The following is a 25,506-nucleotide window of genomic DNA, read 5'->3' on the forward strand; positions in this document are numbered from 1 at the left end:
AAAAAGAGGGGCGCATAGCCCCTCTTTAAGTGTTCAAATGTTGCGATAATACGGCAACGCATACCTCAACACCCAAATATAAATAATAAATTGATTGATTTTATAAAATATGATCTTTTAGGAATTGCACCCGATCACCTGGAGCAAAACATTCTATTAGATTTTCATTATAAAGTTAACAGCAAAACAGGGGAATTAGGGAAGTATAAAAATGCATACTTCAGAGGTTTAGAATTTAAAATATTTGAAGCAACAACCGCACACCCGGAGCAAAGAATAACAGTTGAAGGAAGTTTCCATAAATACTGGAATAAAGGCGCGCACAATTTTAATGACTTTGGAATAGTCGAGGTTAAACAAGTCTTAGCCGATCTTCAGAAGAAATTTAATATTAAACCTGAAAATTGCATTTTAAGACAGTTAGAAATCGGGGTTAATATAAAACCACCTGGAAAGACAAAAAGCATATTAAAACAATGCCTATTACACAAAACTGACCGTCTAAAATGGATCTTCACCAAAGATGAGGGTAATTATATTCAAGCAAGACACCAAAGACATATTTTAAAAATCTACGACAAGAAAACTCACTACATCAAAAAAGGTTTTAAAATAGAAGATGAGGTTATGAGAGTCGAAATAAAATATTTGAAGATGCACGATTTGAACAAGAAAGGCATTAGGACTCTTGCCGATCTTCTTAAATACGGTTTAGAAAATTTCACTCCAGAACTTTTAAAGCAATGGCAGAACGTTATATTTTATGATTTTAAAGCCTTACAGGGCACTAAATATGAAAACCTATATAGCAATCCAAATTACTGGGAAAACTTGCCGTACGAAAGCCTAAAATATCACAGGGCAAATCTCAACAGATTAACCCAATCACACCCGGATAACTATAAATGCAGAATAGCAGAATTAATAAAAACAAAAGCCGATTTATTAAATAAAGAAACTACCGAAATTAACCCTTTACATATAGAGTTAGAATCGGTAGTTAGCACCTCTCAAGAAATCAACCTCAATAGGAAAGTTTGTAAAGTCACAGGGTTGAACATTTCCATGCAAAAAGAGGAAAGTATTTTGCTCTCACACACAGGTTTGAGATACTATTTCAAAACCGATCGTAAAGTATATGAACAGGTAAAAAGAAAATATCTCTCAAGACAATGGAGTAAAGAAAACCATGACATCCAAATAAAAGAAATAGCACATAATATTAGAAACAGATATAACACTCAAAAGATAAAACGTGAGAAACTTTATATGCCAGGACAACCATTGTTGTTTGATCTTAACACTCTTACCCCCACCTCCCCAATCTGAGGGAAATGAAAAAGACATACTACCAGGCACACAAAATTTTCTGAATTTTTAAAACCTTATTTGACCTTTTAAATGTTTATAATGTTTCGATTTGACATCTATATATACACAATCCCCTTTGCACACACACTTGTGAGCATTTGTGAAACTAAAAATGACATTAAGAAACATTAAGTTCCTACCATTCAGTACTTTCTTTTTTCTGTATTTCTTCTTCAAAAGAGGCAATCAAAGCCTCTATTTGTGCTTGGGCCTTTTCTTCATTGTAAAGAGTATACATATTCCCTTTCATATACTGGAAAGACTCAGGCGTGACAGTTATTTTACTTGCATTGTCCTTAACTTGAATATTAATAAGAGCATAAGCATCACTCCCCGGACCATACTGGCTGGGTGCTGTTACAGGACTTAAATAATATTTGCCTGTTATTGTACCTGATTCTTTATCGGTAAATTGAACAACGGATTTCGCATTATTAAATGCCCCTACCATCCAATTATTTGCGCGTACGTAGAGATCATCTTTTGAAGCATTCTCTACTGGCACCACCTTTACAATTGGTTCTGAATTAGAGGTTGCAAGTGATCCGCAACTTTGCAGAATAATTAATACAAAACATAATGGAATAAAAAGTAAAACTCTTTTCATTTTAAATAAAATTAAGTTAGATAATTGTTTAGTGTGAGGAATTCTGAGGTAGGGATTTGAATTCCTTTTGAATAAATGTAAGAAATTAAAAGAATAGTAAAAGTAAAGGCAAAAAAAATTATTTAGGTATTTTACTGAATTGCACCGACATACTGTCATTATCTGGTTTATTATTATCTTCAATAAGTGAAAACCTTTTTTTTTATATTATTCTTTGCACCCTATTACCTTTTAGGGCAAGAGGTATTTTACTCTCCCTTTACACAAACATTTCCTTCGATCTTTAAAAGTGAAATTGAAGATATAAACCGAAAGATTTATTTCGAACCAAATACCATTACCATTGCCACAGATACAAAGGAGGGCAAGGAAATTGAAGTTTTAGTTATTCAGTCCACAAACATTATAAATGGCAACCTTGTTTTTTTATGCCAAAACAAGAGTAATAAAAAGGTTACAATTGCAATACCTGAAGAACAAAAGCAAGTTGAGGTTATAGATTACTATTACCGATCTTCAAAGACAGATGAAGAAATACAGTTGAGATTTCACGTGGAGCAACTGAAGTAGATTTAAATGGATTTATATAATACCCCTTTACTGGAAAAAACCAGAGAAGATAAACAAACAGCACCGACCATTAAAGAAGCAATTAAAGGAGTTAAATTAGAATTTTATTACACTGGCAAAAGATTTAATAAATATCTAATTGAATTAAACGTATGCTCTTTAATAGAAGATCACACAGAAAATTTATTTCTAAGGCATTGCACCTACAGAGGATCTCCGGAGCAATGGAAAGGGGTAATAATTAACCAAGTTAAAAAGCAGTTGCAGGATTTAGAAGTAGAAGAAGGATTTATAAAAAGTGAAACCCGGTATTTAGAAGTAACTCCAGAGCAGCACCTCGAAAAAGAAAGTTTTGAAAACCTATATAGAATTCTAATGGTAAAAGTGAATAAGAAAAAAGATGAAAATAACTCTTTATGAATTCAAAGGGTTACCGGAGCAAGAGCAATATAATATTACCTTCAATTACGGCACTTTTATAGATTACCTGGAGCAGAAAAACAAGAAGTTAGTATTGTATGCCGTTGATCTCTTTTTTGTTCAAGTAGTTTATAACACTACTACTAATAAAATTATAAATATTACCTCTTTTAAGACTGGCAAAAGATTATTTAAGTACTCCAACTTCAAAGGCAAAACCCTTTAAAAAAATCCAATTATAACCGATAATTACGGCAATTTAGCGTTAGATCAACACCCGGTTATACTTCAAATCCTTTAAAGCCGAAAACACCAATCAACCGCAATAATAACGGCAACTTCAGCACTTTTACTAAACTTCAATTTAGTGCAGGCTTTTTAATATCTCCCTATCTGTTCGCGCGTATTATACAACCTGTTAAATATGGGTATCTGTTCGCATGTAAGAACCTGACAAAACCTGACATTTAAAATACTTCATTGGTATCTGTTCGTGCATTAAAACAACGAGGTAACAACGTTGAATTAGTACAAGTTTACTGCAAGGTTAATTGTTTCTCGAACGCATAAAAAGAGAATATCTCGCTATCTGTTCGCGCGTATAGATTAGAGCAAAAATAACCTTATTCTAAAATCCGAACAGTACGCGCACGCGCGCGAGGAATTGCACCCGGTTAAACTCTATTAAAGCAAACAAAGGTTTTATTACAGTCATAACGCACGCGCGAAAAATCATTAATGATCTTTTTTAATTATTCTTTTGATTAATCAAACGTTTTTCAAAAGGTTGTTTTTGACCTGTACACGCAAAGCAGGAATTTAACGAATTGAACGACCTAAAAGAGAATTAAACAAATTAGACAGCCTTAAAAAAAAATTACCCTAAGATTACCCTATGTTTTCGGGAACTACGCGCGTGAAGAATTAATTCACTATAAAATTTAAAAAGGCCAGAAGAAGTACAGGAAGGCAACAATAATACCTAAGGAAACAAGAACAATAAAGCACTTGTTAGAGTTCTTAAAAAGAAAAGAGAAATTTACTTTCATAATTGGATATATTTTTTCCGCAGACAAACAGATAGGAGGGGTATCCAATTGAAAGAGATGGTTATTCTGACATAAGTCGAACAAGTAGAATAAACTTACAATTTATTTTAAGATTTAATTAAGAAATTAAACAATTAATCTTCAGTTGTTTTTTCATTAGGGCAATAGGGGTTAAAACACCTGGAGCAATTAAATAACTACTTCGCCACCTAATAAATATTTTACTCCAAAAGAAAATTTGAGGGGGGGGTTACCTATTTTCGGGAACCGTAAAAGGGAATTTTCGGAAACCGTAAAAAAGGCAACAAAGAGTTTTCTTACCCGATAAAAAGAGCAAAGGAGTAAACCGGGTTTAATTGATACTCGAACGCATAAAAAGAGGTAAATAATGATTTGTTCGGAATATGTTCGGAAGATTAAATAAAAAAAACCCGCAAAGCCTTGGGGGAAAGGACTATGCAGGTTTTCTAAGTACTCGGAGCGGGACTTGAACCCGCACGAACATTGCTGTTCATTGGATTTTAAGTCCAACGTGTCTACCAATTCCACCATCCGAGCGTGGATTGTAAAATAAAAACCCCGGGACCGGGGTTTATTTCTGGCCGAGCGAAAAACGGCCCCGAAGCCTCGGGGAACCCGCGACCTCAAAGAAAGTTTTTCTCGCTTTCAGAGCGAAAAACGGGATTCGAACCCGCGACCTCCACCTTGGCAAGGTGGCGCTCTACCAACTGAGCTATTTTCGCATTTCTAAAGAACGTCCCACCATTGGTGAGTATTGCGGTGCAAATTTAATATATTTCTGAAACTGGCAAAGATTTTTTTAGCAAAAATAAACAGTAAAAAAAGACCTCTGAAAGCCTGGTGCCTTTTAAACCTTTAGCTATGCGATTCCGGCATTTTGCCTGCTGGTAAGCATTCGCTTGATCTCATTTAATTTCATAAGGGCTTCTACAGGGGTAAGCGTGTCAATATCTGTATGAAGGATCTCCTCCTTTAGCTCCTCCAGAATTGGATCATCCAGATTAAAGAAACTCAGTTGCATATCTTCCTCCAGCGATTTTTTTAATTTTTTGCTGTTATCCTGCATGCCATGTGAGGCTTCAAGTTTTTCTAAAATTTTGTTTGCCCGTCTTATTACCTGCTGCGGCATACCCGCCATTCTTGCCACATGTATTCCAAAACTGTGTTCACTCCCTCCAGGCACCAGTTTTCGTAAAAACAGAACGTTGTCTTGCAACTCCTTTACGGAGACATTAAAGTTCTTAATACGTTTAAAAGTTTCACTCATATCATTAAGCTCATGATAATGAGTAGCAAAAAGGGTCTTAGCCCTTGCCGGGTGCTCATGCAGATATTCGGTAATAGCCCAGGCAATAGAGATCCCGTCATAGGTACTTGTACCTCGACCAATTTCGTCGAGGAGCACAAGGCTTCTTTGAGAGAGGTTATTTAAAATACTCGCAGTCTCATTCATTTCTACCATAAAAGTAGATTCTCCCATAGAGATATTATCACTGGCCCCGACCCTGGTAAAGATCTTATCAACCAGGCCGATTTTCACGGCATCGGCAGGTACAAAACTTCCCATTTGAGCTAAGAGGACAATGAGGGCAGTTTGACGTAGAATAGCAGACTTACCACTCATATTAGGACCTGTGATCATAATGATTTGCTGGCTTTCTCTATCAAGGAATATGTCATTAGCTACATAAGATTCAGAAATTGGAAGTTGTTTCTCAATGACAGGATGCCTGCCATTGTTTATTTCCAATTCATAGGAATCATCTATTTCGGGTTTACAGTAATTATTAGAAACAGCCTGATGGGCAAAAGAGCACAGGCAATCGATTTGCCCTATTAGAACAGCATTTTGCTGTACCGGCTGAATGTAGTCTCCAATCCACACTACAAGACTATTAAAGATCTCCTGTTCCAGCTGCAGGATTTTCTCTTCGGCCCCCAATATCTTCGCTTCATACTCCTTTAGCTCCTGGGTGATATAGCGTTCGGCATTTACCAGGGTTTGTTTTCGGGTCCAATCCTGGGGCACTTTATCCTTATGGGAATTCCTGACTTCAATATAGTAACCAAAAACATTATTGCTGCCGATCTTCAAAGAGCCTATTCCGGTTGCGGCACTTTCCCTTTCTATGATTTTATCGAGATAATCCTTCCCTGAAAATGCTATTTTTCGCAGCTCATCGAGTTCGGCAGAAAAGCCCGGGGCAATCGTATTTCCTTTGGCAATATTTACCGGCGCCTCTTCAAACAAGGTTTCTTTTATCTTGCTTCTTAAAAGATCACAGCCCTGCAGAGTATCTCCCAACACCTGCAGCGCTTCATCCTTTGAAGCCGAAGCTAAGGTTTTAACGGGAATTACTGCTTCCAGGGAGTTTTTAAGTTGTACTACTTCCCGCGGACAGACCTTTCCTGTTGCCACTTTTGAAATTAGCCTCTCCAGATCGCTTATTTTTTTTATGTGATTCCTCATCTCCCGAAGCAATTCGGGATCTTTTGAAAAATATTCCACCACCTGATGCCGTTTTCTGATTTTATCGGCATTTTTAAGAGGCAGAGCCAGCCATCGCTTGAGCATTCTCCCACCCATAGGAGAAATAGTGTGATCTATGACATCAAGTAAGGTGACTGCATTTTGAGCATGTGAGTTATAGAGTTCGAGGTTACGTATGGTAAATCTATCCATCCAAACATACTCCTCTTCGGCAATGCGGGAAATAGTGGTGATATGCTGTAGCCGGTGATGTTGAGTTTCCCCAAGATAATAAAGCACCGCTCCCGCTGCGACCACTCCATCTTCAAGATGCTCCACTCCAAATCCTTTAAGGGATTTCGTCCCGAAATGGGAATTTAAGGTTTCATAGGCATAGTCTTTTTTATAGACCCAGTCTTCCAGGAAAAAAACATGTTGCTCTTCCCCAAAAATTTTAAAAAATTCCTTCTTCCGCTGCTTAGGCACTAAAACTTCACTCGGCCTGAAATTTTGAAGCAGCTTGTCTATATATTCTTCGGAACCCTCGGCAGTAAGAAATTCTCCTGTAGAAACATCTAAAAAGGAAATTCCAAGAGCCTTTTTTCCGAAGTGCACTGCACAAAGAAAATTGTTGCTTTTGCTTTGCAGCACTTCATCATTCATGGATACTCCCGGCGTCACCAACTCGGTCACCCCCCGCTTCACTATTTTTTTGGTAAGTTTTGGATCCTCAAGTTGATCACAAATTGCCACCCGTTCTCCTGCCTTTACTAGTTTTGGCAGGTACGTATTCAGTGAGTGATGTGGAAATCCAGCCAATTCACTGCGTTCACTTCCATTATTGCGATTGGTAAGCACAATGTTAAGTATACGTGCAGCCCTAACTGCATCTTCTCCAAAAGTCTCATAGAAATCCCCAACACGAAACAACAACATGGCATCGGGATATTTCCTCTTGATCCTGTTGTATTGCTGCATTAATGGGGTTTCCTTCTTTTCGGCTTTATTTGACACGCTGTAATTTTTAGTGAAGGTAAAAATATAACATCTCCTTCTTTAAAGATAATCTTCCCTTTCTTGATTTTCAAACTTTTATCCACAGCCTGTGGAGAATTTTTTCTTAGAAAGCTAAAATTTTTAAATCCAGCTCCTACAAAGGTTAAGAAGATTTTGATAAGAATATTCCTACCTAACTTACTGCCATTCAAAAACATAAATTGTGCATTTCATCGAATTTTTTTGCAGTTTGACTGATTTAGTTCTTTATTTGCTTTGTGAAATGAATGAACTATGAAGAAAAATTTTACTCCTGGAAATTCTGTATCTCAAAACCTTAAGTTTTTCTTAACCTTTTTTGAAGGAAGAATTTTGGTTTTCTTTATGTCTTCAATCTTATTGCTTTCCTGCACAAAAGATGAAATTGAAGATCTTAATCTCGAAACCACCCCCCCTGTTGAAGCTAATAAAGAAACCCACCTCTATAAAGGTGTTTTTGCCAGTCAGCATTCCGGTAACAGGGGAACAATTGAAATTCACCTTACACGGGATGAAAAGAATTCCGAAGAGATCCTGGAAGGCAATGCCCTCTTAACACTTCACACCGGAGAGACCTATAAAGCTAACCTCACTTCGAACAAATCTACCAACAAGATGGCCGAAGACTTTAAGGTCTTCTTTTATTCCCAGGATATGGAATTCAGCTTTTATCTTGATGAAAATGATGTTCCCATTGTTGCAGACGTGGTGATCAATGATCAATCGGGATCGGTTGTTGTTGCAGAACATACTGCCGACTCTCCAGTTACTCCTGTAACCGGCGTTTACAGATGTACCAACTGCGAAAATCAAACCTCAACTTTAGACGGCATTCCATTAAATAATAATGACCGCGTATTCAATATGTTGTTGACCACTAAAGACGGACAAACAGGATTAACGATTCAGGCAGTGCTCGGTTCCCTTATCAATGCTCAATTGGTGGTGGAAGAAGCCTGTACCACAGATGGCCGTTACACCTTTTGCACCCTTAAAGGAGGCGCTAATGCCACCACAGAACCGGTTCAATGGTCCGGGATCCACCGGTATACTACAGACGCTACTGAGGCCGATGCCTGCTCAACCCTCTGGGGAAATCTTACCTTTAACTCCCCAAATAACGGAGTTATTGAAGCTGAATTTATAAGTGATAACACCTGTTCTAACAACACCTACTATGTAAGTGCTGCAGGAGATGATAATAATTCCGGATTAACTCCAAATGATGCCTGGAAAACTATTCAAAAAGTAAACAGCATTACCGTGAAACCCGGGGATGCAGTGCTTTTTGAAGGAGGAAAGACTTTTAACGGAAGCCTTAAATTCGACAGCAACGATGCTAACGGAGGTTCAAATGCTGTTACCGTTTCATCTTACGGAACCGGAAGAGCTACTATTTCTTCTGGAACTGCTCATGGAATAGATATATACAACACCGCCGGATTCAAGATCAACAACCTTATTGTTTCAGGTACTCCTGGTGAAAAAAACTCAGGAATACAGTTTTACACCGATCTGGATGGAGATGTGAAATTTGATTTCGCCGAAGTGAAAAATGTTGAGGTTCATGGCTTCAGCGATTTCGGAATTGTCTTTGGCTCATGGAAATATCAATCTGTAAATAATTCGGGATTCAAAAATGTGGTGGTCGAAAATGCCAGGGTCTATGACATCATGAATGTTGGAATAGGTTCCTACGGAAATTTTTCCGCCTCTAAGACCGGATATGCACATTCAAACATAGTGGTTCGCAAGTGTGAAGTATTCAACATTACCGGAAATCCGGCGATAACAGAAAAACACACCGGCAATGGGATCATGTTGTCAGACGTTCAGAATTCAGTGATAGAATATTCCACAGCCTATAATTCCGGTCAATTAAATGCCAATTCCAATGGAGGCCCGGTAGGGATCTGGTATTGGGATGCAGACAATGTAACTATTCAATATAATGAAGTTTACGGAATGAAATCGGGCACCAAAAAAGATGGTGGCGGCTTTGATCTGGATGGTGGGGTAACCAATGGTACTATGCAGTATAACTATTCTCATAACAATTATGGAGCGGGTTATCTTATAGGCCAGTTTGGAGGAGCACGACCAATGCGCAATATTAAAGTAAGATATAACGTGAGTGAAAATGATGCAGCTACCAATGGAGGAAGCATCTATCTCTTCAACGGAGCATCACCTGCTTCTATGAAAGACATCTTTGTCTATAACAACACGCTTTATATCGAAGAAAAAGCTTCGAACACTGCTACCGCTGCAATAAAACTCCTGAAATGGCAAACGATGAGCGAAAACATCAATTTCCATAACAACATTCTGGTAGCCGAAAACGGCGCCGATTTGGTACAGGTTCCTTCAGGGTACCATGCCAATTTCTTCGGAAATCTCTATCATACTTCCGGCACCTTCAACATCAGCTATAAAGGAATTTCTTATGGATCCCTGGCTTCCTTCCGCACTACACAAAATGAGATTTATAACGGAAACGAAGCAGGAATTGAGGCAGACCCTCTGCTACAGGCTCCCGGAGAAGGCGGAACGATAGGTTTTGGCAACTCACTTACAAACCTTTCAGCTTATAAATTACAAACCAATTCCCCTGCCATCGATGCCGGAATCTCATTCTCAGAGGAGTCAGTTGAAAATGACTTTTACGGAAACAATTTATCCACTAATTCCATTCCAGAAGTGGGAGCCCATGGAAATTTAAGCACTGGAGCAGTAGCTTCTAATTAATTCCCCCATTATTAGATTTGCTGCTTAAAAGCCACTCCTCCCCAAGAGTGGCTTTTTAATTTTCTATTTTTGCCAAATGGAAAAACGTAAGCTTAAGAACAGCGAACTTGACAGAAAATCTACCGAAGAATTTAAGTCGGCAGAAAAGACTCCTGTAATTATCATTTTAGATAACATAAGAAGCCTCAACAATATAGGCTCCGTCTTTAGAACAGCAGACGCTTTCTTAATTGAGAAGATCTGGCTTTGTGGTATTACTGCCACACCTCCCCATAAGGACATTCACAAAACCGCTTTGGGAGCTACAGATACTGTAGATTGGGAGTATACTGAAGATGCCCTGGAACTGGTAAAGCGGTTACAGCAGGAGAAAACAAAGGTTTATTCTGTAGAACAGGCCGAAAATGCGATTTTCCTATATGATTTTAGCCCCAAAAAAGATGAGAAATATGCCCTGGTCTTTGGGAATGAAGTCAAAGGCGTGCAGCAAGAGATAGTTTCCGCAAGCGACGGCGTGATTGAGATCCCCCAACTTGGCAGCAAACATTCCCTGAATATTGCCGTAAGCGCTGGAGTAGTGCTGTGGGATGTATTTTCGAAGATAAATTCATTATAATAGAGGTTGGTCGATAGTCGGGGCCTTTGCGCCGCCTGCGGGTGTCTGCGCAAAACTCGCAACTGGCAACTCGCAACTTTTTCAACTATCCTATGATCTCTCCCAGCAGCTGTAAATAATCTTTCCTGTTATTTACGAAATCCAATTCAGAAATATCGATGATCTTAACGTTCAGCCCCGGTTGCGACTTAATAAAGGACAAATAGCTGCGGTTGATGTTCGCCAGGTAATCGGCTTCAATATTCTGTTCATAGTCTCTGCCTCTTTTTTTAATGTTTTCAAGCAAACGATCGGTGTTCTGGTAGAGATAAACGTAAAGATCGGGCTTTACCAGCTCTTTATACATAAGATGAAAGAGCTTTTGATATAACGAATATTCGTCATCATGCAGCGTAATCTTTGCAAAGATCAGTGACTTAAAAACGTCATAATCTGAGATCACAAACTCGGTAAAAAGGTCGTATTGGGCCAGATCATCAGAAAGCTGCTGATAACGATCGGCCAAAAATGACATTTCCAAAGGGAAAGCGTAACGCTGCCCGTCTTCGTAGAATTTAGGGAGGAAGGGATTGTCTTTAAACCTTTCCAGAATGAGTCGGGCGTTAAAATCCTGTGAGACCATAGTAGAGAAACTGGTCTTTCCCGCACCAATATTACCTTCTACAGCTATATAATTGTGACCTGAAAAGGAAAATTTCTTCGGAAGCTGTATTTTTTCCGGAAGAAGTCGAATTCCTTCTTTTTCTGAAGCTTCAAAAAGCTCCTTTATTTTTACCTTTTTAAGTGGGTGCTTTATTTCCGAAGCAATATCGGCAAGCGGCGCCAATACAAAATTTCGGTTTTGAAGTTCGGGATGAGGGATAATAAGATCCGGGGTTTGGATCACTTCATCTTCTATAAGTAGAATATCAAGATCAAGTGGCCTGTCGCTATAGCCTTTGGCTGCACCTCTTTCCCTTCCAAAATCGAGCTCGATATTAAGCAGCTGCTTCAGGATTAGCTCCGGTGCAAACCTGCTTTTTACTGCGACACAGGCATTTAAAAAAGCATTACCTTTAAAACCCCAGGCAGGAGTTTCATAAACTCCCGAAATGGCAATTACATCACCTGTTATTTGCTGAATTTTCTCAACAGCTTCCTGTAAAAAATCAAATCTGGCACCCTCATTGCTTCCAAGGGCTATATAAACTGTTTTTAAAGGGTTCAAGAGTCGTTAAGAAAAATTTAGTAAGACAGCAATAAGTAATTTCACAGCAAATTAAACAAAACAAAATAACATACTCTTAACTTTGAGGTAAAGAGTTTCAACAATGTAAACCTCCCCAAAAACCAGGGATAAAACCTTAATTTTAAAATGGATGGAACTTAAAATATATCTGTAATGAAAAAGTTTTTAAAAATATTTGGAATTATATTAGGAGTGATCCTCCTGTTGCTATTCCTGGCTCCTTTTCTTTTTGAAAAGCAGCTTAAGGATCTGGTGCAGGACACTATCAATAAAAATGTGAATGCGCAGGTGGCCTTTGCAGATATTGATCTGAGTATCTTCAGGAATTTCCCCGATGCCACCCTGGGGATAGAAAATATAAGCGTCATCAATAACGCCCCTTTTGAGGGAGATACTTTGGCAATAAGCGACGAGGTAATCCTGCAAATGTCAATTAAAGAACTCTTTAAAGGTGGCGATGAACCCAAGAAGATCGACGTACTAAAGATAAGGAACACGCTGCTTAACATCAAAGTGGATTCCCTGGGCAACAACAACTACGATATTGCCATTGAAGATACACTCTCTACCACTACTTCTTCCGGCGGCGGCTTCAGTTTTGACGTGGAGCATTACGAGATCACTAATTCCAGAGTAAATTATGATGACAGAGCTGCGAACATGCGACTCGTCGTAGAGGATCTCAATCATGAAGGTACCGGAGATTTTTCCGCTAAAACTTCGACTTTAAGCACCTACTCCACTGCTCTTGTTAGTTTTGAGATGGACAGCATCAATTATCTTAACCGCAACAAGCTGCAGCTGGACGCCGATTTTGAAATGGACCTGGAAAGGATGCGCTACACCTTCCTGGAGAATGAAGCCTTGATAAATCAACTGCCGCTTACTTTTGACGGTTACGTGCAGGTGAATGAGGATAATAATGAGATGGACCTGCAATTCAAAACCCCCACCTCTTCCTTTAAAAATTTCTTGGCGGTAATTCCGGAAGAATATTCTAAAAACATTGAAAATGTAAAGACCAGCGGAGATTTCGTGGTAGATGGCTTTATCCGCGGAATTGTGGATGAAACTTATATTCCAAAAATGCAGATTAATATTGCTTCCAATAATGCTTCTTTTAAATATCCCGACCTGCCAAAAGCAGTAGAAGATATCACCATTGCTGCCGTGGTCATGAATGAGACCGGCATTGCTGAAGATACATACGTCAATATTGACAAACTCAATTTCAGGATCGATCGGGATGCTTTTAGAGCAAACGGAAGCATCAGGAACCTAACTGAAAATATGCTGGTCAATATGGCACTTCAAGGCACTATAAATCTGGCAAATATCACCCAGGCCTATCCCTTGGAACTGGAACAGGATCTTAACGGAATTGTTACCGCAGATGTCACTACCAGCTTTGACATGAATTCGGTAGAAAATGAGCAGTATCAAAATGTGAAGAGCAGCGGTACCGCTATCATCAGGGATTTTAAGTATAGTTCTCCTGAAATTCCCAACGAAATCAAAGTGGCCACTGCACAAATGAAATTTAATCCTGCCACTGTAACTCTGGAGGATTTTGTTGCTACCACAGGGCAAACTGATTTGGCGGTGAATGGTACCATCCAGAATTTAATGGGTTACTTGTTTACAGACCAAAAGCTCAAAGGAAACTTCAATGTGAGATCCAACACCTTTTCTGTAAACGATTTTATGGTTAAGGAAGCAGAAACAACTGCCGAAGATGGAAAGGCCGAAACCACTACTGTGGCAGCTTCGGAAAAAGAGGCGATCAAGATCCCGTCTTTTCTTGATGCTAACCTGGATTTCGTGGCTAATAGGGTGTTATACGATAATCTTGTTCTTGAAAATACTACCGGAAACCTGCGCATTGTGGATGAAACCGCCACCCTTAGCAACGTCTCCTCGAATATTTTCGGCGGAAATATCCTCCTTAACGGTACTGTTTCTACAAAACAAACGGTACCTAATTTTACTATGCAGCTTAATCTAAAGTCCATTGACATCGCTAAATCTTTCAATGATATGGAACTGCTAAGGAATCTTGCACCTATAGCCCAGGCACTTCAGGGGCAATTGACCACAGATATTGACCTGCGCGGAAATTTAAATGATGATCTCACACCTCAATTGCAAACCCTTGCAGGAAATGCTTTAGCCGAGATCCTTGGCGCCCGTGTTAATCCGGGACAAACACCTTTACTGGCAAAACTAAATGAAAGCCTCAATTTTATAGACCTGAATGATCTAAACCTGAAGGACCTAAAGACCAAACTCACCTTTAACAATGGGCAGGTAGAGGTACAGCCTTTTGATTTCAATATAAAAGGCATAAAAGGAAAAGCTTCAGGATCTCATGGGTTCGATATGAATATGAACTACCAGGTGGCCCTGGATATTCCGGCTAAGTACCTGGGTAGTCAGATAGGAACTACCCTTGCCCGGCTTAGTGCACAGGAGCAGGGAAATATGACCGTAGCCTTACCTGTAAGTATTTCAGGAAGCTTCAGCAATCCTAATGTGAATCTCAATGTACAGCAGGCGGTAAATAATCTTACCCAGAGCATTATTGACACTCAAAAAGACCAGTTGAAAGAAAAAGGAAGGGATGTGCTTAGCGATATAATTTCAGGAAGGCAGCAAAAAAAGGATACTACTGCGACCACTCCCGGGGATTCGACTGCTACCAAACCAAAACCTAATGATGCCGTAAAAGAAACTGCAAGGGATATCCTCGGCGGAATCCTGGGATCGAAAAAGAAAAAGGATACAACAAATCAGCAGTAGAAGGGGTAAAATTGTTTTAAGCTTTTTGCACCCGGCTACACCTTGTTAAATCACAGAAAGATTAACATTGAAGCCCTCGTGTTTCCGCACGTTGAAAACCATTCCGTCTTCAAAGATGAGATATTGACCTTTGATACCTTTTAAAACTCCCTCATAAAAAGGCATTTTTGCAAGGTTTAGAGTTTTGCACTTGTGGGGATAAGTAATTACGGGAAATTTCAGCTCAAGCTCCTTCGAATTTGCCAGGTAATAATCTTTTACTTCTTGGGGCAGGTACTGCCTCATATCTTCGCGGATGGCCGCCAGATCCAGGTCCTTTAGGTCATTAGTGAGCATACTGCGCCAGTTGGTCTTGTCGGGCAAATGTTCTTTTAAAGCAACTTCTGTAATTCCTGCGAGATACCGGTTTGGCACCTCGACGATCTCAATAGCTTCATGAGCCCCCTGGTCGATCCACCGCGTGGGAATTTCCGATTTCCTGGTCACCCCTACCTTAACATTGCTACTGTTTGCCAGGTATACAACGTGAGGTTGTAGCTGGGCTCTCTTTTCAAATTCCAGGTCCCGGTCTTCCTGATCCAGGTGAGCCTTGCTCAATTCCGGCCGAATCACCCACTCACCATTTTCGGGACGCTCCATAAAGCAGTTGTAGCAAACTCCGTTCGCAAAGATCTTCTTCCTTTTTTGACAGGTCGTACATTGATAGTTGAGAAAATTGATACTCAGTTTCTTATCCAGCACCTGATTCATATTGATAAAATCCTGCTCAAAAATGAGATAATACTGCACCTTTTCGGCAAGCTCTGTTTTCATTTTGGTCAGGACGCCCTCGTAAGTCATAAAAGAAGATATTTTTTAAGGCCTGAGTTTATTTTGCAGGCTTTGAGAATAGTTTTAATTTTAACCGGTTTCACGGCTTTTTGAAAGGCCTAAAGATAAAAATAAAAAATGCCAATTCCGTTAGTTCATTCCGTTGCTTCCTGGTTCCTCAAGAAGCGCATCCATCAAATGGAATTGTTCATTAAATATCCGCACGAGGTCCAGTATGAGCTACTTAAAAAGCTTATTTCCAAAGCTCAAAATACAGAAATAGGCCGAAAATATAACTTTGCCTCGATCAACACCTATGAAGATTTTGCATCCCGGGTACCTTTACAGCAGTACGAGGATTTTGAACCGCAAATTGAACGAAGCCGCCGCGGAGAGACCAACATTTTTTGGCCTACCCCCATCAAGTGGTTTGCTAAATCCAGTGGCACTACCAATGCGAAAAGTAAATTCATCCCTGTAAGTGACGATTCTCTGGAAAAATGTCATTACGCCGCAGGAAAGGACATGCTGTGTATGTACCTTAACAACAATCCCGAATCCAAACTTTTTAACGGAAAAAGTCTGAGGCTTGGCGGCAGCAAAGAATTATACAGCCGTAACGGAACCCAATTTGGAGATCTTTCAGCAATACTAATCGATAATATGCCTTTTTGGGCGGAATATAGCAGCACTCCCAGTAATGAGGTATCTCTAATGAGCAACTGGGAAGTGAAGATGCCTGCCATTGTCAACGAAACCATCAAGGAAAATGTGACCAGCCTTGCCGGAGTACCTTCATGGATGCTGGTACTGCTCAACAATGCCTTGGAAGCCTCCGGAAGAGAAAACCTGTTCGAGATATGGCCAAACCTGGAGGTCTACTTTCACGGCGGAGTGAACTTTGCGCCCTATGCAGATCAATACCAAAAGATCCTGCCATCGAGCAGTTTCAGGTATTACGAGATCTATAATGCTTCGGAAGGATTTTTTGCTATTCAGGATTCCAACGATTCCAAAGAGTTATTGTTGATGCTGGACTATGGTGTGTTCTATGAATTTATACCCATGGATACTTTTGGGACTTCAGAAGAAAAGGTGATTCCTCTCTCTGAAGTTGAAAAGGGAAAAAATTACGCCGTCCTCATTACCACAAATGCAGGGCTATGGCGTTACAAGATCGGCGACACCGTGCGTTTCACCTCTTTAGATCCATACCGCATCAAGATAACCGGAAGAACCAAACATTTCATCAATGTTTTTGGGGAGGAATTGATCATCGAAAATGCAGACGAAGCCTTAAAAAAAGCTGCGCAGCAAACAGATTGCGAGATTGTGGATTATACCGTCGCTCCCGTTTTTATGAAAGAAAAGGAAAAAGGAGCGCATGAGTGGATCATCGAATTCAAGATCCCGCCGCAGGATCATGAATTCTTCACATCCTGTTTAGACACTCATCTTAAGAGCATCAACAGCGATTATGAAGCCAAGCGTTTCAATAATATGACCCTTAACCCTCCTAAGGTACACCAGGCAAGGGAAAAGCTGTTCTATGACTGGTTAAAAAAACATGACAAATTAGGAGGACAGCACAAGATCCCGAGATTATCCAACCAGCGGACCTATGTAGAGGAGTTGCTGGAGATGAATGATGTTAGATTTGAGATCTGAGATCTGAGATTTGAGACATGAAATTTTACTACAGGACCCTTTTCCGGGTGAAAAACTCTATTAACTTCTCAAAGTCCTATGCCGCTCCTCCGGAGCTAATAGTCCTGAATTCAAAGGCAATTTTGGGAGCCTGTAAGGCTCCTATAACAAAAGTCCGGGGAAACGCCCCGGGTTTAATTTGTACTACCCCTCATAATCCAGCCTTTAAGGCTGGGACAAAATTCCGGTACGTGTAAAAACCTTTTATTCCTCTCTGAATTTATAATGAGATTACCTCAAAAAAAAACCTAACAGGTTTTGAGTACCTGTTAGGTTTCTATTTTTAACTCCCTGTAATTGGACAGGAGCGGAAGTGAAAATTACAACTCCTTCGAAACCTGATGAACAGCTTCTATGGTAGCATCAAGATCTTTATAAGAAAGTGCATCGGTGATGAACCAGGTTTCAAATGCGCTGGGCGCAATATAGATCCCGTGATCCAGTAAACCGTGGAAGAATTTATTAAATTTCCCGTTACCTGCAGATCGTGCGGCAGATTCAAAATCTGTCACCGGCTCTTCTCCGAAATGGACTGAAATCATTGAACCCTGCCGGTTAATTGTAAAGGCCACCTCATTTCTGTTAAGAACATTATTGATCCCTTTATGAAGGTAAGCCGTTTTCTCCTCCAGCCTCTTATAAATTTCTGAATCTCCATTAAGTTCCTGTAGCATTGCAAGTCCGGCGGCCATGGCCAGCGGATTTCCACTAAGAGTTCCGGCCTGATAAACAGGTCCTGTTGGAGCAAGGTAATCCATGATCTCATTGCGAGAGGCGAAGGCTCCTACCGGCAAACCTCCACCAATCACTTTTCCGAAGCAAACGATGTCGGCATTTACACCATAAATCTCCTGTGCCCCTCCTTTGGCCAGCCTGAAGCCGGTCATTACCTCATCAAAGATCAACAGTACATCATGCTCATCACACAAATTTCTAAGACCTTCCAAAAAACCCTTTTTTGGAGGTATACATCCCATGTTCCCTGCCACAGGTTCAAGGATGATACAGGCAACCTCTCCCTTATTTGCATTGAGCAAATCCTGAACATTCTCAAGATCATTGTAAGTGGCAAGTAAAGTATCTTTTGCAGTTCCTTTCGTCACCCCAGGACTATTAGGAGTTCCAAAGGTCACTGCTCCGCTGCCCGCCTGGATCAAAAATGAATCACTGTGTCCATGATAGCAGCCTGCGAACTTGATGATCTTGTCCCGATTCTTAAAGCCGCGGGCAAGACGTACCGCACTCATGGTTGCCTCGGTGCCCGAATTCACCATGCGAATTTTGTCAATATTAGGCACCATGGAAACAGCAAGTTCAGCTATAGTGGTCTCCAGCTGAGTAGGCGTTCCAAAAGAAGTTCCTTTCCTAGCCCTCTCCACCACCGCATTCACCACTGGATCAAAAGCATGACCCAAAATTAGCGGCCCCCAGGAATTGATGTAATCAATGTATTTATTTCCATCTTCATCAAACAGATAGGCCCCTTTAGCTTCTTTGATGAAAATTGGTTCTCCCCCCACGGCGCTAAACGCTCTCACAGGAGAATTCACCCCGCCGGGAATTACTTTTTTAGCTGCAGTGAATAATTCGCTGCTTCTTTTATAGATCATAATAATGTTTTATTGAGACACATAAAGAGTTTGTCCAATGCCAATATTAGTGTCCCTGAGATTGTTCATTTTTTGCAGTTGTTCTACCGATAGGTTATGCCTTTTGGCAATGGAATACAAAGTATCCCCCTGCTTTACGGTATAAGCCCTGGCTGCTGAAATTCGTTCCCGCTCCGGCTCAGAGTAAGCTATGACATCTCTAACTGGCGAATCCCCGTCATAACGGTAGAGTTGATATCTCTCAATTAAACTTATAAGCTTATCGGGATATTTCCTGTCCGTAGCATAACCTGCGGCTCTCAGGCCACGTGCCCAACCTTTATAATCGGTAATATCCAGGTCAAAAAGAGCTGCATAACGTTTTCTTTCGGTGAGAAAGAGCGAATGATCGCGATAGGAATATTTCGGATCCTTATATTTTCGGAAACATTCCTGTGAGCGGTCATCGTCGTGATACACACTGCCGCCGTTCCAGCCATGGCATTTGATCCCAAAATGGTTATTTGCCTTACGGGTAAGTTCCCCTTCTCCTGCCCCACTTTCCAGAATTCCTTGGGCAAGCGTAATACTGGCAGGGATCTTATAAAGTTCCATCTCTTCCCGGGCTATAGGTGCAAATTCATGGATATATGCTTCGATTTTGTCACTGTAGGTCCTCGGAGTGGACGGCACCTGTGTCTTTTCTTTTACAGGAGCATTTTTATCAACCACTGCAGGAATATCCCTCTCCTTGTTGGTGGTTTGTTGCCGCGCCTTTTTACCTGTACCACAGGCGACGCTGAACATTAACATTAAAAGTGCAAAAAGTTTAAAAACAGCTCTCATCTTACGTCAAAATTGGGGGTAAATTCTTCATTTTAAGCACCTCATTCATACCCGAAATCCCCTGCAGGCCTCCCGTATGAATGGCTAAAATACGAGTATTTTTCAAAAAATATCCTTTCCTGGCCAGGTGAAAAATCCCGTACATCATCTTCCCTGTATAAACAGGATCCAGCAACACCCCATAATTGCTTCGGAAGTCATTCATGAATTCAATTAGCTCCCTGTCCACCTTAGCATAACCTCCAAAATGGTAATTTGGTATAAGTTCCCAATTACTTTTTTTGCTGAAGCGTTCAATTTCAGACTTTAGAAAATCTCCTTTCAGCGCCGGAAAACCCAATATTTGCTGATGTTCCGCAGAAGAATTTATAATTCCGCTGATGGTTCCTCCCGTTCCCACTGCACAGGAGATCACATCGAATTCCGCATCCCCCTGAAGCAGGATCTCCTCACAACCTTTTATCGCCAGCTCATTGGTCCCCCCTTCGGGCACCAGATAAAAATTTCCGAATTTCTCATGCAGCTCTTCAATGAATGCTTCGGAAGTCTTTTGCCGGTAATCGCTTCGACTTATAAAATGAAACCGCATACCGCAGACATGAGCGAATCTCAAGGTAGGATTCTCCTGAAGCGTCTTCTCGAGATCTTTTCCCAGCTCCTCTCCTCTTATAACGCCAATTGTCTTTAATCCTGAAATTTTTCCGGCAGCGGCTGTGGCAGCAATATGATTGGAATAGGCCCCGCCGAAAGTGAGCAGGATTTCCCTTTTTTGGGAGATAGCTTCAGCAATGTTGTACTTGAGCTTCCGGAATTTATTTCCTGAAACTTCAGGATGCAGCAGGTCTTCCCGCTTAAGGTGAATGGAGATTCCATTTACTTCAGCAATAAACCGGTTGGGAACTATTGGAGCATGGGTAAAAAGATTTACCGACTGAGACATTTTTTTCGGAAGCTAAACTGTTGAAACCTGAGATTCACCTTGCAAAGATTGGGAACTAATTATAAGAAACAAGTACCGTTTGTCAAAAAGTATTTTTAATTTCTGAAATTAATTAGAACACATGAGAAAATTTGATGCCATCATTATAGGAACAGGCCAGGCAGGCCCTCCTCTTGCCACAAGCCTTGCGGGAAAAGGACAAAAAGTTGCCATCATTGAAAAAAGTGATCTGGGCGGCACCTGCGTTAATACCGGCTGCACGCCGACAAAAGCGTACGTGGCTTCGGCCAGAAGGGCTTTTGTGGCAAGGAACAGCGAAGAGCATGGCATTTATATTGAAGGAGATGTTCAGATAGACCTGAAAAAGATCAAAGCCAGGAAGGATAAATTGGTTTCTGAATCTCATCAAGGTCTTGAAAAAATGCTTCAGGGAGAGAAAAACATCAGCCTAATCCGTGGCAAAGCAACTTTTCTTGATGATCACAGCATAGAAGTCAATGGAGAAAATTTTTTCGCAGAAAAGATCTTTATCAATGTTGGTGGGAGGCCCAGAGTTCCGGAAGAATTTAAAACAGTGGATTATCTCACCAACCGTACAATGCTTGAATTGGAAGAAATTCCGGAAGAGCTGGTGATTGTGGGCGGAGGCTATGTGAGCCTGGAATTTGCGCAGATGTTTAGCCGCTTTGGAAGTAAAGTCACGATCCTGGAACGGGGCGATCAATTAATGAAAAAAGAGGACGATGACATTGCGGAAGCCGTTACAGAGATCATTAAGAACAGTGGAATTAAGGTATTGCTTAATTCCAATTGCATCAAGGCTGAGAAAGAGAGCGGAAGGATTGCGGTGATTTATAATTGTGAAGAAGGTTCGAAAAAGATAATGACTTCGCATCTTCTCCTGGCAGTGGGACGCGTGCCGAATACAGATGACCTGGGCCTCGAAAAAACTGGAGTGGAATTGGATGAAAGCGGATTCATTAAAGTAAACGACGGGCTCCAAACTTCGGTTTCACATATTTGGGCGCTGGGAGATTGCAATAGAGAGGGAGCTTTTACGCACACGGCTTATAATGATTTTCAAATTGTAAATTCCCAGCTTTTTGAAGAAAGGAAAAGGAAACTTTCTGACCGACACCTTTGCTATGCAGCTTATATTGATCCGCCCCTGGCCCGCGTGGGTCTGAACGAAAAACAGATCAGGAAAAAAGGTATTAAAGCAAAAGTTGCAGAGATGCCTATGAGCCAAATAGCAAGGGCAAAGGAAAAGGGAGAAACTTTTGGCAAGCTAAAAATCTTCATAGATGCTGAAACAGATAAAATTCTCGGGGCGACCTTCCTGGGCACGGGAGCAGACGAATTTATCCATACGGTTCTCGATCAGTTGTACGCCGGAGCGTCATATCAGGTGATTCGGGATGCCGTTCATATACATCCTACGGTAAGTGAATTAATTCCCACCATGCTGGAAAATCTGAAAGATCCTGTAGAAAACCGGACTTAGAGATAATTACGGAAATTCCATAGAGGTCTTTTCCTTAGATAAATCAGATCCCTTTCCCTTGCGTATGCCTCCCGCTCAAAACAAATACGGCTATAGGCTTTATAAGAATCCCGGTACTTAATAAGCCTGATGAAATATTCGAAAAAATACCAGATAAAGAAGAAGATGATAAGCAGCTCCAGCTGTTGCCTAAGGTGAATGCGTTCGTGATTCATAAAAACGGGATTTCGCTTTAACTCCTTTCGCTTCACTACAATGAATGGCCACAGGACCACGCCGTCAAAGTGTTTGGCAAGAATAAATTTATTTACCACCACAAACATGAGGGCAAGATAAGAAAATGCTATTTTTGTGATATGAGTTTTTTCAAGAAAAAAATCCCGCTCGAAGAAGGAGACTTTTATATAACTCCCGAAGGTTACCGCTGCTTTACCGAACAATACCACCTCAAAAGGGGTTACTGCTGTGAAAGCGGCTGCCGCCACTGTCCTTACGGCTTCAACAAAAAAACCAACCAACAGAAAAAATAATTCTATATGGACTTCAAAAATGCCATTTTAGAAGGCATTCCCGCCACTCTGCCTCCTGTCAAAGAATATGACCCTGCAGTGAATCACGCTCCAAAACGCAAAGACATACTTTCTTCTGAAGAAAAGCAGCTGGCCCTGCGAAATGCGCTGAGGTATTTTGATAAAAGTCAACACGAGGAGCTCCTTCCTGAATTTCATAAGGAACTGGAAACCTACGGCAGGATCTATATGTACCGCCTTCGGCCCGATTATGAGATGTACGCCCGGCCAATTTCTGAATATCCGGGAAAATGTGAACAGGCAAAAGGCATAATGCTCATGATCCAGAACAACCTGGATCCAAAGGTGGCACAGCATCCGCACGAATTGATCACCTACGGCGGCAATGGAGCTGTATTTCAGAATTGGGCACAATACCGCCTGGTGATGAAATATCTGGCCGAAATGACCGAAGAACAAACCCTGGTGATGAACTCCGGACATCCTCTTGGTCTTTTCCCTTCCCATAAAGATGCTCCCCGCGTGGTGGTTACCAACGGCATGATGATCCCCAACTATTCCAAACAGGATGACTGGGAAAAATTTAATGCGCTGGGCGTTACGCAGTACGGGCAAATGACTGCGGGAAGCTATATGTATATTGGTCCGCAGGGAATCGTTCACGGTACCACGATCACAGTTTTGAATGCATTGCGGAAAATTGCTCAAAAGTCTACTTCTCCAAAGGGTACGGGTGTCAAAAACGGGGATTTAGGAGCGGGCTCCCTCTTCGTGACATCGGGGCTTGGGGGGATGAGCGGCGCACAACCCAAGGCCGGAAATATTGCCGGCTGCATCACTGTTTGCGCTGAAGTGAATCCAAAAGCAGTGGAAACCCGTCACTCCCAGGGATGGGTGGATGTTGTGGTTGAAGACCTGGATGAACTGGTACAAAAAGTGACAGAAGCCAAAGCAGCTACAAAAACTATTTCTTTCGCCTATTTAGGAAATGTGGTGGATGTGTGGGAGAAATTTGATGAAGAAAATATTCACATCGACCTGGGCAGTGATCAAACTTCCCTGCATAACCCATGGGCAGGAGGATATTACCCGGCAGGTTTAGGGTTTGAAGAGTCAAATGAAATGATGAGTTCCAATCCGGAGAAATTTAAAGAAAAGGTCAGGGAAAGTTTGCGCAGGCAAACCGAAGCCATTAACCGCCACACCAAAAAAGGCACCTACTTCTTTGATTACGGCAATGCTTTTTTACTGGAAGCTTCCCGTGCCGGGGCAAAGATCTATAAAGATGAAGAAGGTAATTTTGTAAGCGGGGCTACAGCAGGAGAGGATAAGGATTTTGCCTACCCCAGTTACGTACAGGATATCATGGGACCTATGTGCTTTGATTATGGCTTTGGACCTTTCCGCTGGGTATGTGCTTCAGGAAAAGAAGAGGACCTGGAGAAGACCGACTCTTTTGCGCGGGATGTTCTTAAGAAGTTGAAAGAACAGGCCCCGGAGGAAGTTCAGCAGCAAATGCAGGATAATATCAAATGGATAGAAGGGGCAAGAGCTAATAAACTGGTAGTTGGTTCCCAGGCGCGGATACTTTATGCCGATGCCGAAGGACGAATAGAAATTGCAAGAGCATTTAATAAAGCTATTGAAAAAGGGGAAATTGGAACAGTAATTTTAGGCAGGGATCATCATGATGTTTCGGGTACCGATTCTCCTTACCGGGAGACCTCCAATATCTACGACGGTTCCCGCTATACCGCCGATATGGCCATTCAGAATGTAATTGGAGACAGCTTTAGAGGAGCCACCTGGGTGAGCATCCATAATGGCGGCGGAGTTGGTTGGGGAGAGGTCATTAACGGAGGGTTCGGTATGGTTCTTGAGGGTAATAGAGAGTCAGAAAGACGACTCAACGCCATGTTGTTCTGGGATGTGAATAACGGTATCGCAAGAAGGTCCTGGGGCCGTAATCCGGGTGCCCTTTTTGCCATTAAACGTGCAATGGAAAAAGAACCCCGTTTAAAAGTTACCATTCCGAACATAGTCGATGACAGTCTGCTGGACAATTTAACCTAAAAACCTATTTAGTATGAAATCACTAAAACTCACCTCGGTTTTGATCCTGCTGGTATTGGTCATGACCTCCTGTAGCTCGGTTAAAGTCGCAACTGATTATGACAGGGAAGCTAACTTTAATCAATACCAGACTTATGCTTTTTTCAAACCCGGAATTGATAAAGCTGAAATATCCGATCTTGATAAAAAGAGGATCCTACGCGCAATAGATATGGAAATGCAACAAAAAGGCCTTACCAAATCTGAAAATCCGGACATCCTGGTGAGTATTTTCACTAAGACAAAGGAAAACGTGAATATCTACAATAATCCTTACGGCTACGGTTACGGTTGGGGATGGCATCCCTGGTATTGGGGTGCTGGCGCTAACACCATCAATCGCACTACCGAAGGGACTCTCTATATTGATCTTGTAGATGCCGATAGAAAAGAACTGGTTTGGCAGGGAATGGGTACTGCCGCTCTCGCCAGCAAAGTAGACAAGAAACAGGAAAGGATCAACGAGATCGTTGAAGAGATACTGGAAAAATATCCCCCTTCTTTAAATTAAGTTTTTAGCCCCCCATGAAAAGC

The 25,506-nt window shown here is 41.2% G+C and carries 18 protein-coding genes and 2 tRNA genes; 10 read left to right on the forward strand and 10 right to left on the reverse strand.

Translation table 11 applies throughout. The features are described from left to right. The first annotated feature begins 90 nt into the window (after window positions 1-90). Complete coding sequence (locus CRO16_RS01825) at window positions 91-1,329, forward strand: hypothetical protein (RefSeq protein ID WP_097054642.1); 1,239 nt, start codon at window positions 91-93, stop codon at window positions 1,327-1,329. 178 nt (window positions 1,330-1,507) lie between these two features. On the opposite strand, the gene CRO16_RS01830 is transcribed toward CRO16_RS01825, so the two are convergent. Further along, entirely contained in the window at window positions 1,508-1,978 is a 471-nt protein-coding gene (locus tag CRO16_RS01830) for a DUF4468 domain-containing protein (RefSeq protein WP_179670472.1), read from the reverse strand. Between the two features lie 576 nt (window positions 1,979-2,554). On the opposite strand from CRO16_RS01830, the gene CRO16_RS01840 reads away from it, so the two are divergent. Continuing rightward, window positions 2,555-2,968, forward strand: a complete 414-nt coding sequence (locus tag CRO16_RS01840) for a hypothetical protein (protein ID WP_097054645.1) — start codon at window positions 2,555-2,557, stop codon at window positions 2,966-2,968. A 1,521-nt stretch (window positions 2,969-4,489) separates the two neighbouring features. On the opposite strand, the gene CRO16_RS01850 is transcribed toward CRO16_RS01840, so the two are convergent. The 3 genes from CRO16_RS01850 to mutS form a co-directional block, all read right to left on the reverse strand. Next, window positions 4,490-4,575 (reverse strand) — tRNA-Leu (locus CRO16_RS01850). Between the two features lie 112 nt (window positions 4,576-4,687). Further along, window positions 4,688-4,760, reverse strand: a tRNA-Gly gene (locus CRO16_RS01855). Between the two features lie 137 nt (window positions 4,761-4,897). Further along, a complete protein-coding gene (gene mutS / locus CRO16_RS01860; RefSeq protein ID WP_097055740.1) occupies window positions 4,898-7,486 on the reverse strand; it encodes a DNA mismatch repair protein MutS in 2,589 nt (862 codons plus the stop codon). Between the two features lie 402 nt (window positions 7,487-7,888). On the opposite strand from mutS, the gene CRO16_RS01870 reads away from it, so the two are divergent. Together CRO16_RS01870 and CRO16_RS01875 are read left to right on the forward strand one after the other, a co-directional pair. Further along, window positions 7,889-10,291, forward strand: a complete 2,403-nt coding sequence (locus tag CRO16_RS01870; protein ID WP_143544394.1) for a hypothetical protein — start codon at window positions 7,889-7,891, stop codon at window positions 10,289-10,291. Between the two features lie 76 nt (window positions 10,292-10,367). Beyond that, complete coding sequence (locus tag CRO16_RS01875) at window positions 10,368-10,907, forward strand: RNA methyltransferase (RefSeq protein WP_097054648.1); 540 nt, start codon at window positions 10,368-10,370, stop codon at window positions 10,905-10,907. A gap of 85 nt (window positions 10,908-10,992) precedes the next feature. On the opposite strand, the gene folK is transcribed toward CRO16_RS01875, so the two are convergent. Beyond that, on the reverse strand, window positions 10,993-12,114 hold the full coding sequence (gene folK / locus CRO16_RS01880; protein ID WP_097054649.1) for a 2-amino-4-hydroxy-6-hydroxymethyldihydropteridine diphosphokinase: 1,122 nt from the start codon (window positions 12,112-12,114) through the stop codon (window positions 10,993-10,995). Window positions 12,115-12,288: 174 nt separating this feature from the next. On the opposite strand from folK, the gene CRO16_RS01885 reads away from it, so the two are divergent. Then, on the forward strand, window positions 12,289-14,934 hold the full coding sequence (locus CRO16_RS01885) for an AsmA-like C-terminal region-containing protein (protein ID WP_097054650.1): 2,646 nt from the start codon (window positions 12,289-12,291) through the stop codon (window positions 14,932-14,934). A gap of 45 nt (window positions 14,935-14,979) precedes the next feature. Here the strand turns inward: CRO16_RS01885 and CRO16_RS01890 are convergent, their stop codons facing one another. Continuing rightward, window positions 14,980-15,774, reverse strand: coding sequence for a DUF2797 domain-containing protein (locus CRO16_RS01890; protein ID WP_097054651.1), 795 nt, complete (start codon window positions 15,772-15,774; stop codon window positions 14,980-14,982). A gap of 108 nt (window positions 15,775-15,882) precedes the next feature. Here CRO16_RS01890 and CRO16_RS01895 point away from each other — a divergent pair, with 108 nt between their 5' ends. Further along, window positions 15,883-17,412: a GH3 auxin-responsive promoter family protein gene (locus CRO16_RS01895; protein ID WP_097054652.1), complete on the forward strand. Its 1,530-nt coding sequence runs from the start codon at window positions 15,883-15,885 to the stop codon at window positions 17,410-17,412. 359 nt (window positions 17,413-17,771) lie between these two features. Here the strand turns inward: CRO16_RS01895 and hemL are convergent, their stop codons facing one another. Genes hemL through CRO16_RS01915 form a run of 3 tightly spaced genes read right to left on the reverse strand, consistent with a single transcriptional unit; the run spans window position 17,772 to window position 20,826 of the window. After that, the gene (hemL, locus tag CRO16_RS01905) at window positions 17,772-19,061 is read right to left on the reverse strand and encodes a glutamate-1-semialdehyde 2,1-aminomutase (protein ID WP_097054654.1); all 1,290 of its coding nucleotides are present in this window, start codon (window positions 19,059-19,061) and stop codon (window positions 17,772-17,774) included. Window positions 19,062-19,070: 9 nt separating this feature from the next. Then, a complete protein-coding gene (locus CRO16_RS01910; protein WP_097054655.1) occupies window positions 19,071-19,886 on the reverse strand; it encodes a glucosaminidase domain-containing protein in 816 nt (271 codons plus the stop codon). Window position 19,887: 1 nt separating this feature from the next. After that, on the reverse strand, window positions 19,888-20,826 hold the full coding sequence (locus CRO16_RS01915; protein ID WP_097054656.1) for a 1-aminocyclopropane-1-carboxylate deaminase/D-cysteine desulfhydrase: 939 nt from the start codon (window positions 20,824-20,826) through the stop codon (window positions 19,888-19,890). 121 nt (window positions 20,827-20,947) lie between these two features. Here CRO16_RS01915 and CRO16_RS01920 point away from each other — a divergent pair, with 121 nt between their 5' ends. Then, entirely contained in the window at window positions 20,948-22,330 is a 1,383-nt protein-coding gene (locus CRO16_RS01920; RefSeq protein ID WP_097054657.1) for an FAD-containing oxidoreductase, read from the forward strand. Here the strand turns inward: CRO16_RS01920 and CRO16_RS01925 are convergent. Then, the gene (locus CRO16_RS01925) at window positions 22,327-22,653 is read right to left on the reverse strand and encodes a hypothetical protein (protein ID WP_097054658.1); all 327 of its coding nucleotides are present in this window, start codon (window positions 22,651-22,653) and stop codon (window positions 22,327-22,329) included. The genes CRO16_RS01920 and CRO16_RS01925 overlap by 4 nt on opposite strands. A gap of 33 nt (window positions 22,654-22,686) precedes the next feature. Between CRO16_RS01925 and CRO16_RS16075 the strand changes: the two genes are divergently transcribed. The 3 genes from CRO16_RS16075 to CRO16_RS01935 are packed head-to-tail and all read left to right on the forward strand — an operon-like array spanning window position 22,687 to window position 25,483. Then, window positions 22,687-22,860, forward strand: a complete 174-nt coding sequence (locus tag CRO16_RS16075) for a DUF5522 domain-containing protein (protein ID WP_168024351.1) — start codon at window positions 22,687-22,689, stop codon at window positions 22,858-22,860. 6 nt (window positions 22,861-22,866) lie between these two features. Further along, the gene (locus CRO16_RS01930; RefSeq protein ID WP_097054659.1) at window positions 22,867-24,933 is read left to right on the forward strand and encodes a urocanate hydratase; all 2,067 of its coding nucleotides are present in this window, start codon (window positions 22,867-22,869) and stop codon (window positions 24,931-24,933) included. Between the two features lie 13 nt (window positions 24,934-24,946). Next, window positions 24,947-25,483, forward strand: coding sequence for a DUF4136 domain-containing protein (locus tag CRO16_RS01935; protein ID WP_097054660.1), 537 nt, complete (start codon window positions 24,947-24,949; stop codon window positions 25,481-25,483). The last annotated feature ends 23 nt before the right edge of the window (window positions 25,484-25,506 follow it).

Origin of the sequence: Salinimicrobium sediminis, from assembly GCF_900215295.1 — a bacterium.
Classification (GTDB): domain Bacteria; phylum Bacteroidota; class Bacteroidia; order Flavobacteriales; family Flavobacteriaceae; genus Salinimicrobium; species Salinimicrobium sediminis.

Coding starts and splice junctions, on each gene's coding strand:
- CRO16_RS01830 (WP_179670472.1), bottom strand. CDS start 1,978: ATGAAAAGAGTTTTACTTTTTATTCCATTATGTTTTGTATTAATTATT.
- CRO16_RS01840 (WP_097054645.1), top strand. CDS start 2,555: ATGGATTTATATAATACCCCTTTACTGGAAAAAACCAGAGAAGATAAA.
- mutS (WP_097055740.1), bottom strand. CDS start 7,486: ATGCAGCAATACAACAGGATCAAGAGGAAATATCCCGATGCCATGTTG.
- CRO16_RS01870 (WP_143544394.1), top strand. CDS start 7,889: ATGTCTTCAATCTTATTGCTTTCCTGCACAAAAGATGAAATTGAAGAT.
- CRO16_RS01875 (WP_097054648.1), top strand. CDS start 10,368: ATGGAAAAACGTAAGCTTAAGAACAGCGAACTTGACAGAAAATCTACC.
- CRO16_RS01885 (WP_097054650.1), top strand. CDS start 12,289: ATGAAAAAGTTTTTAAAAATATTTGGAATTATATTAGGAGTGATCCTC.
- CRO16_RS01890 (WP_097054651.1), bottom strand. CDS start 15,774: ATGACTTACGAGGGCGTCCTGACCAAAATGAAAACAGAGCTTGCCGAA.
- CRO16_RS01895 (WP_097054652.1), top strand. CDS start 15,883: ATGCCAATTCCGTTAGTTCATTCCGTTGCTTCCTGGTTCCTCAAGAAG.
- hemL (WP_097054654.1), bottom strand. CDS start 19,061: ATGATCTATAAAAGAAGCAGCGAATTATTCACTGCAGCTAAAAAAGTA.
- CRO16_RS01910 (WP_097054655.1), bottom strand. CDS start 19,886: ATGAGAGCTGTTTTTAAACTTTTTGCACTTTTAATGTTAATGTTCAGC.
- CRO16_RS01915 (WP_097054656.1), bottom strand. CDS start 20,826: ATGTCTCAGTCGGTAAATCTTTTTACCCATGCTCCAATAGTTCCCAAC.
- CRO16_RS01920 (WP_097054657.1), top strand. CDS start 20,948: ATGAGAAAATTTGATGCCATCATTATAGGAACAGGCCAGGCAGGCCCT.
- CRO16_RS01925 (WP_097054658.1), bottom strand. CDS start 22,653: ATGTTTGTGGTGGTAAATAAATTTATTCTTGCCAAACACTTTGACGGC.
- CRO16_RS16075 (WP_168024351.1), top strand. CDS start 22,687: ATGAGTTTTTTCAAGAAAAAAATCCCGCTCGAAGAAGGAGACTTTTAT.
- CRO16_RS01930 (WP_097054659.1), top strand. CDS start 22,867: ATGGACTTCAAAAATGCCATTTTAGAAGGCATTCCCGCCACTCTGCCT.
- CRO16_RS01935 (WP_097054660.1), top strand. CDS start 24,947: ATGAAATCACTAAAACTCACCTCGGTTTTGATCCTGCTGGTATTGGTC.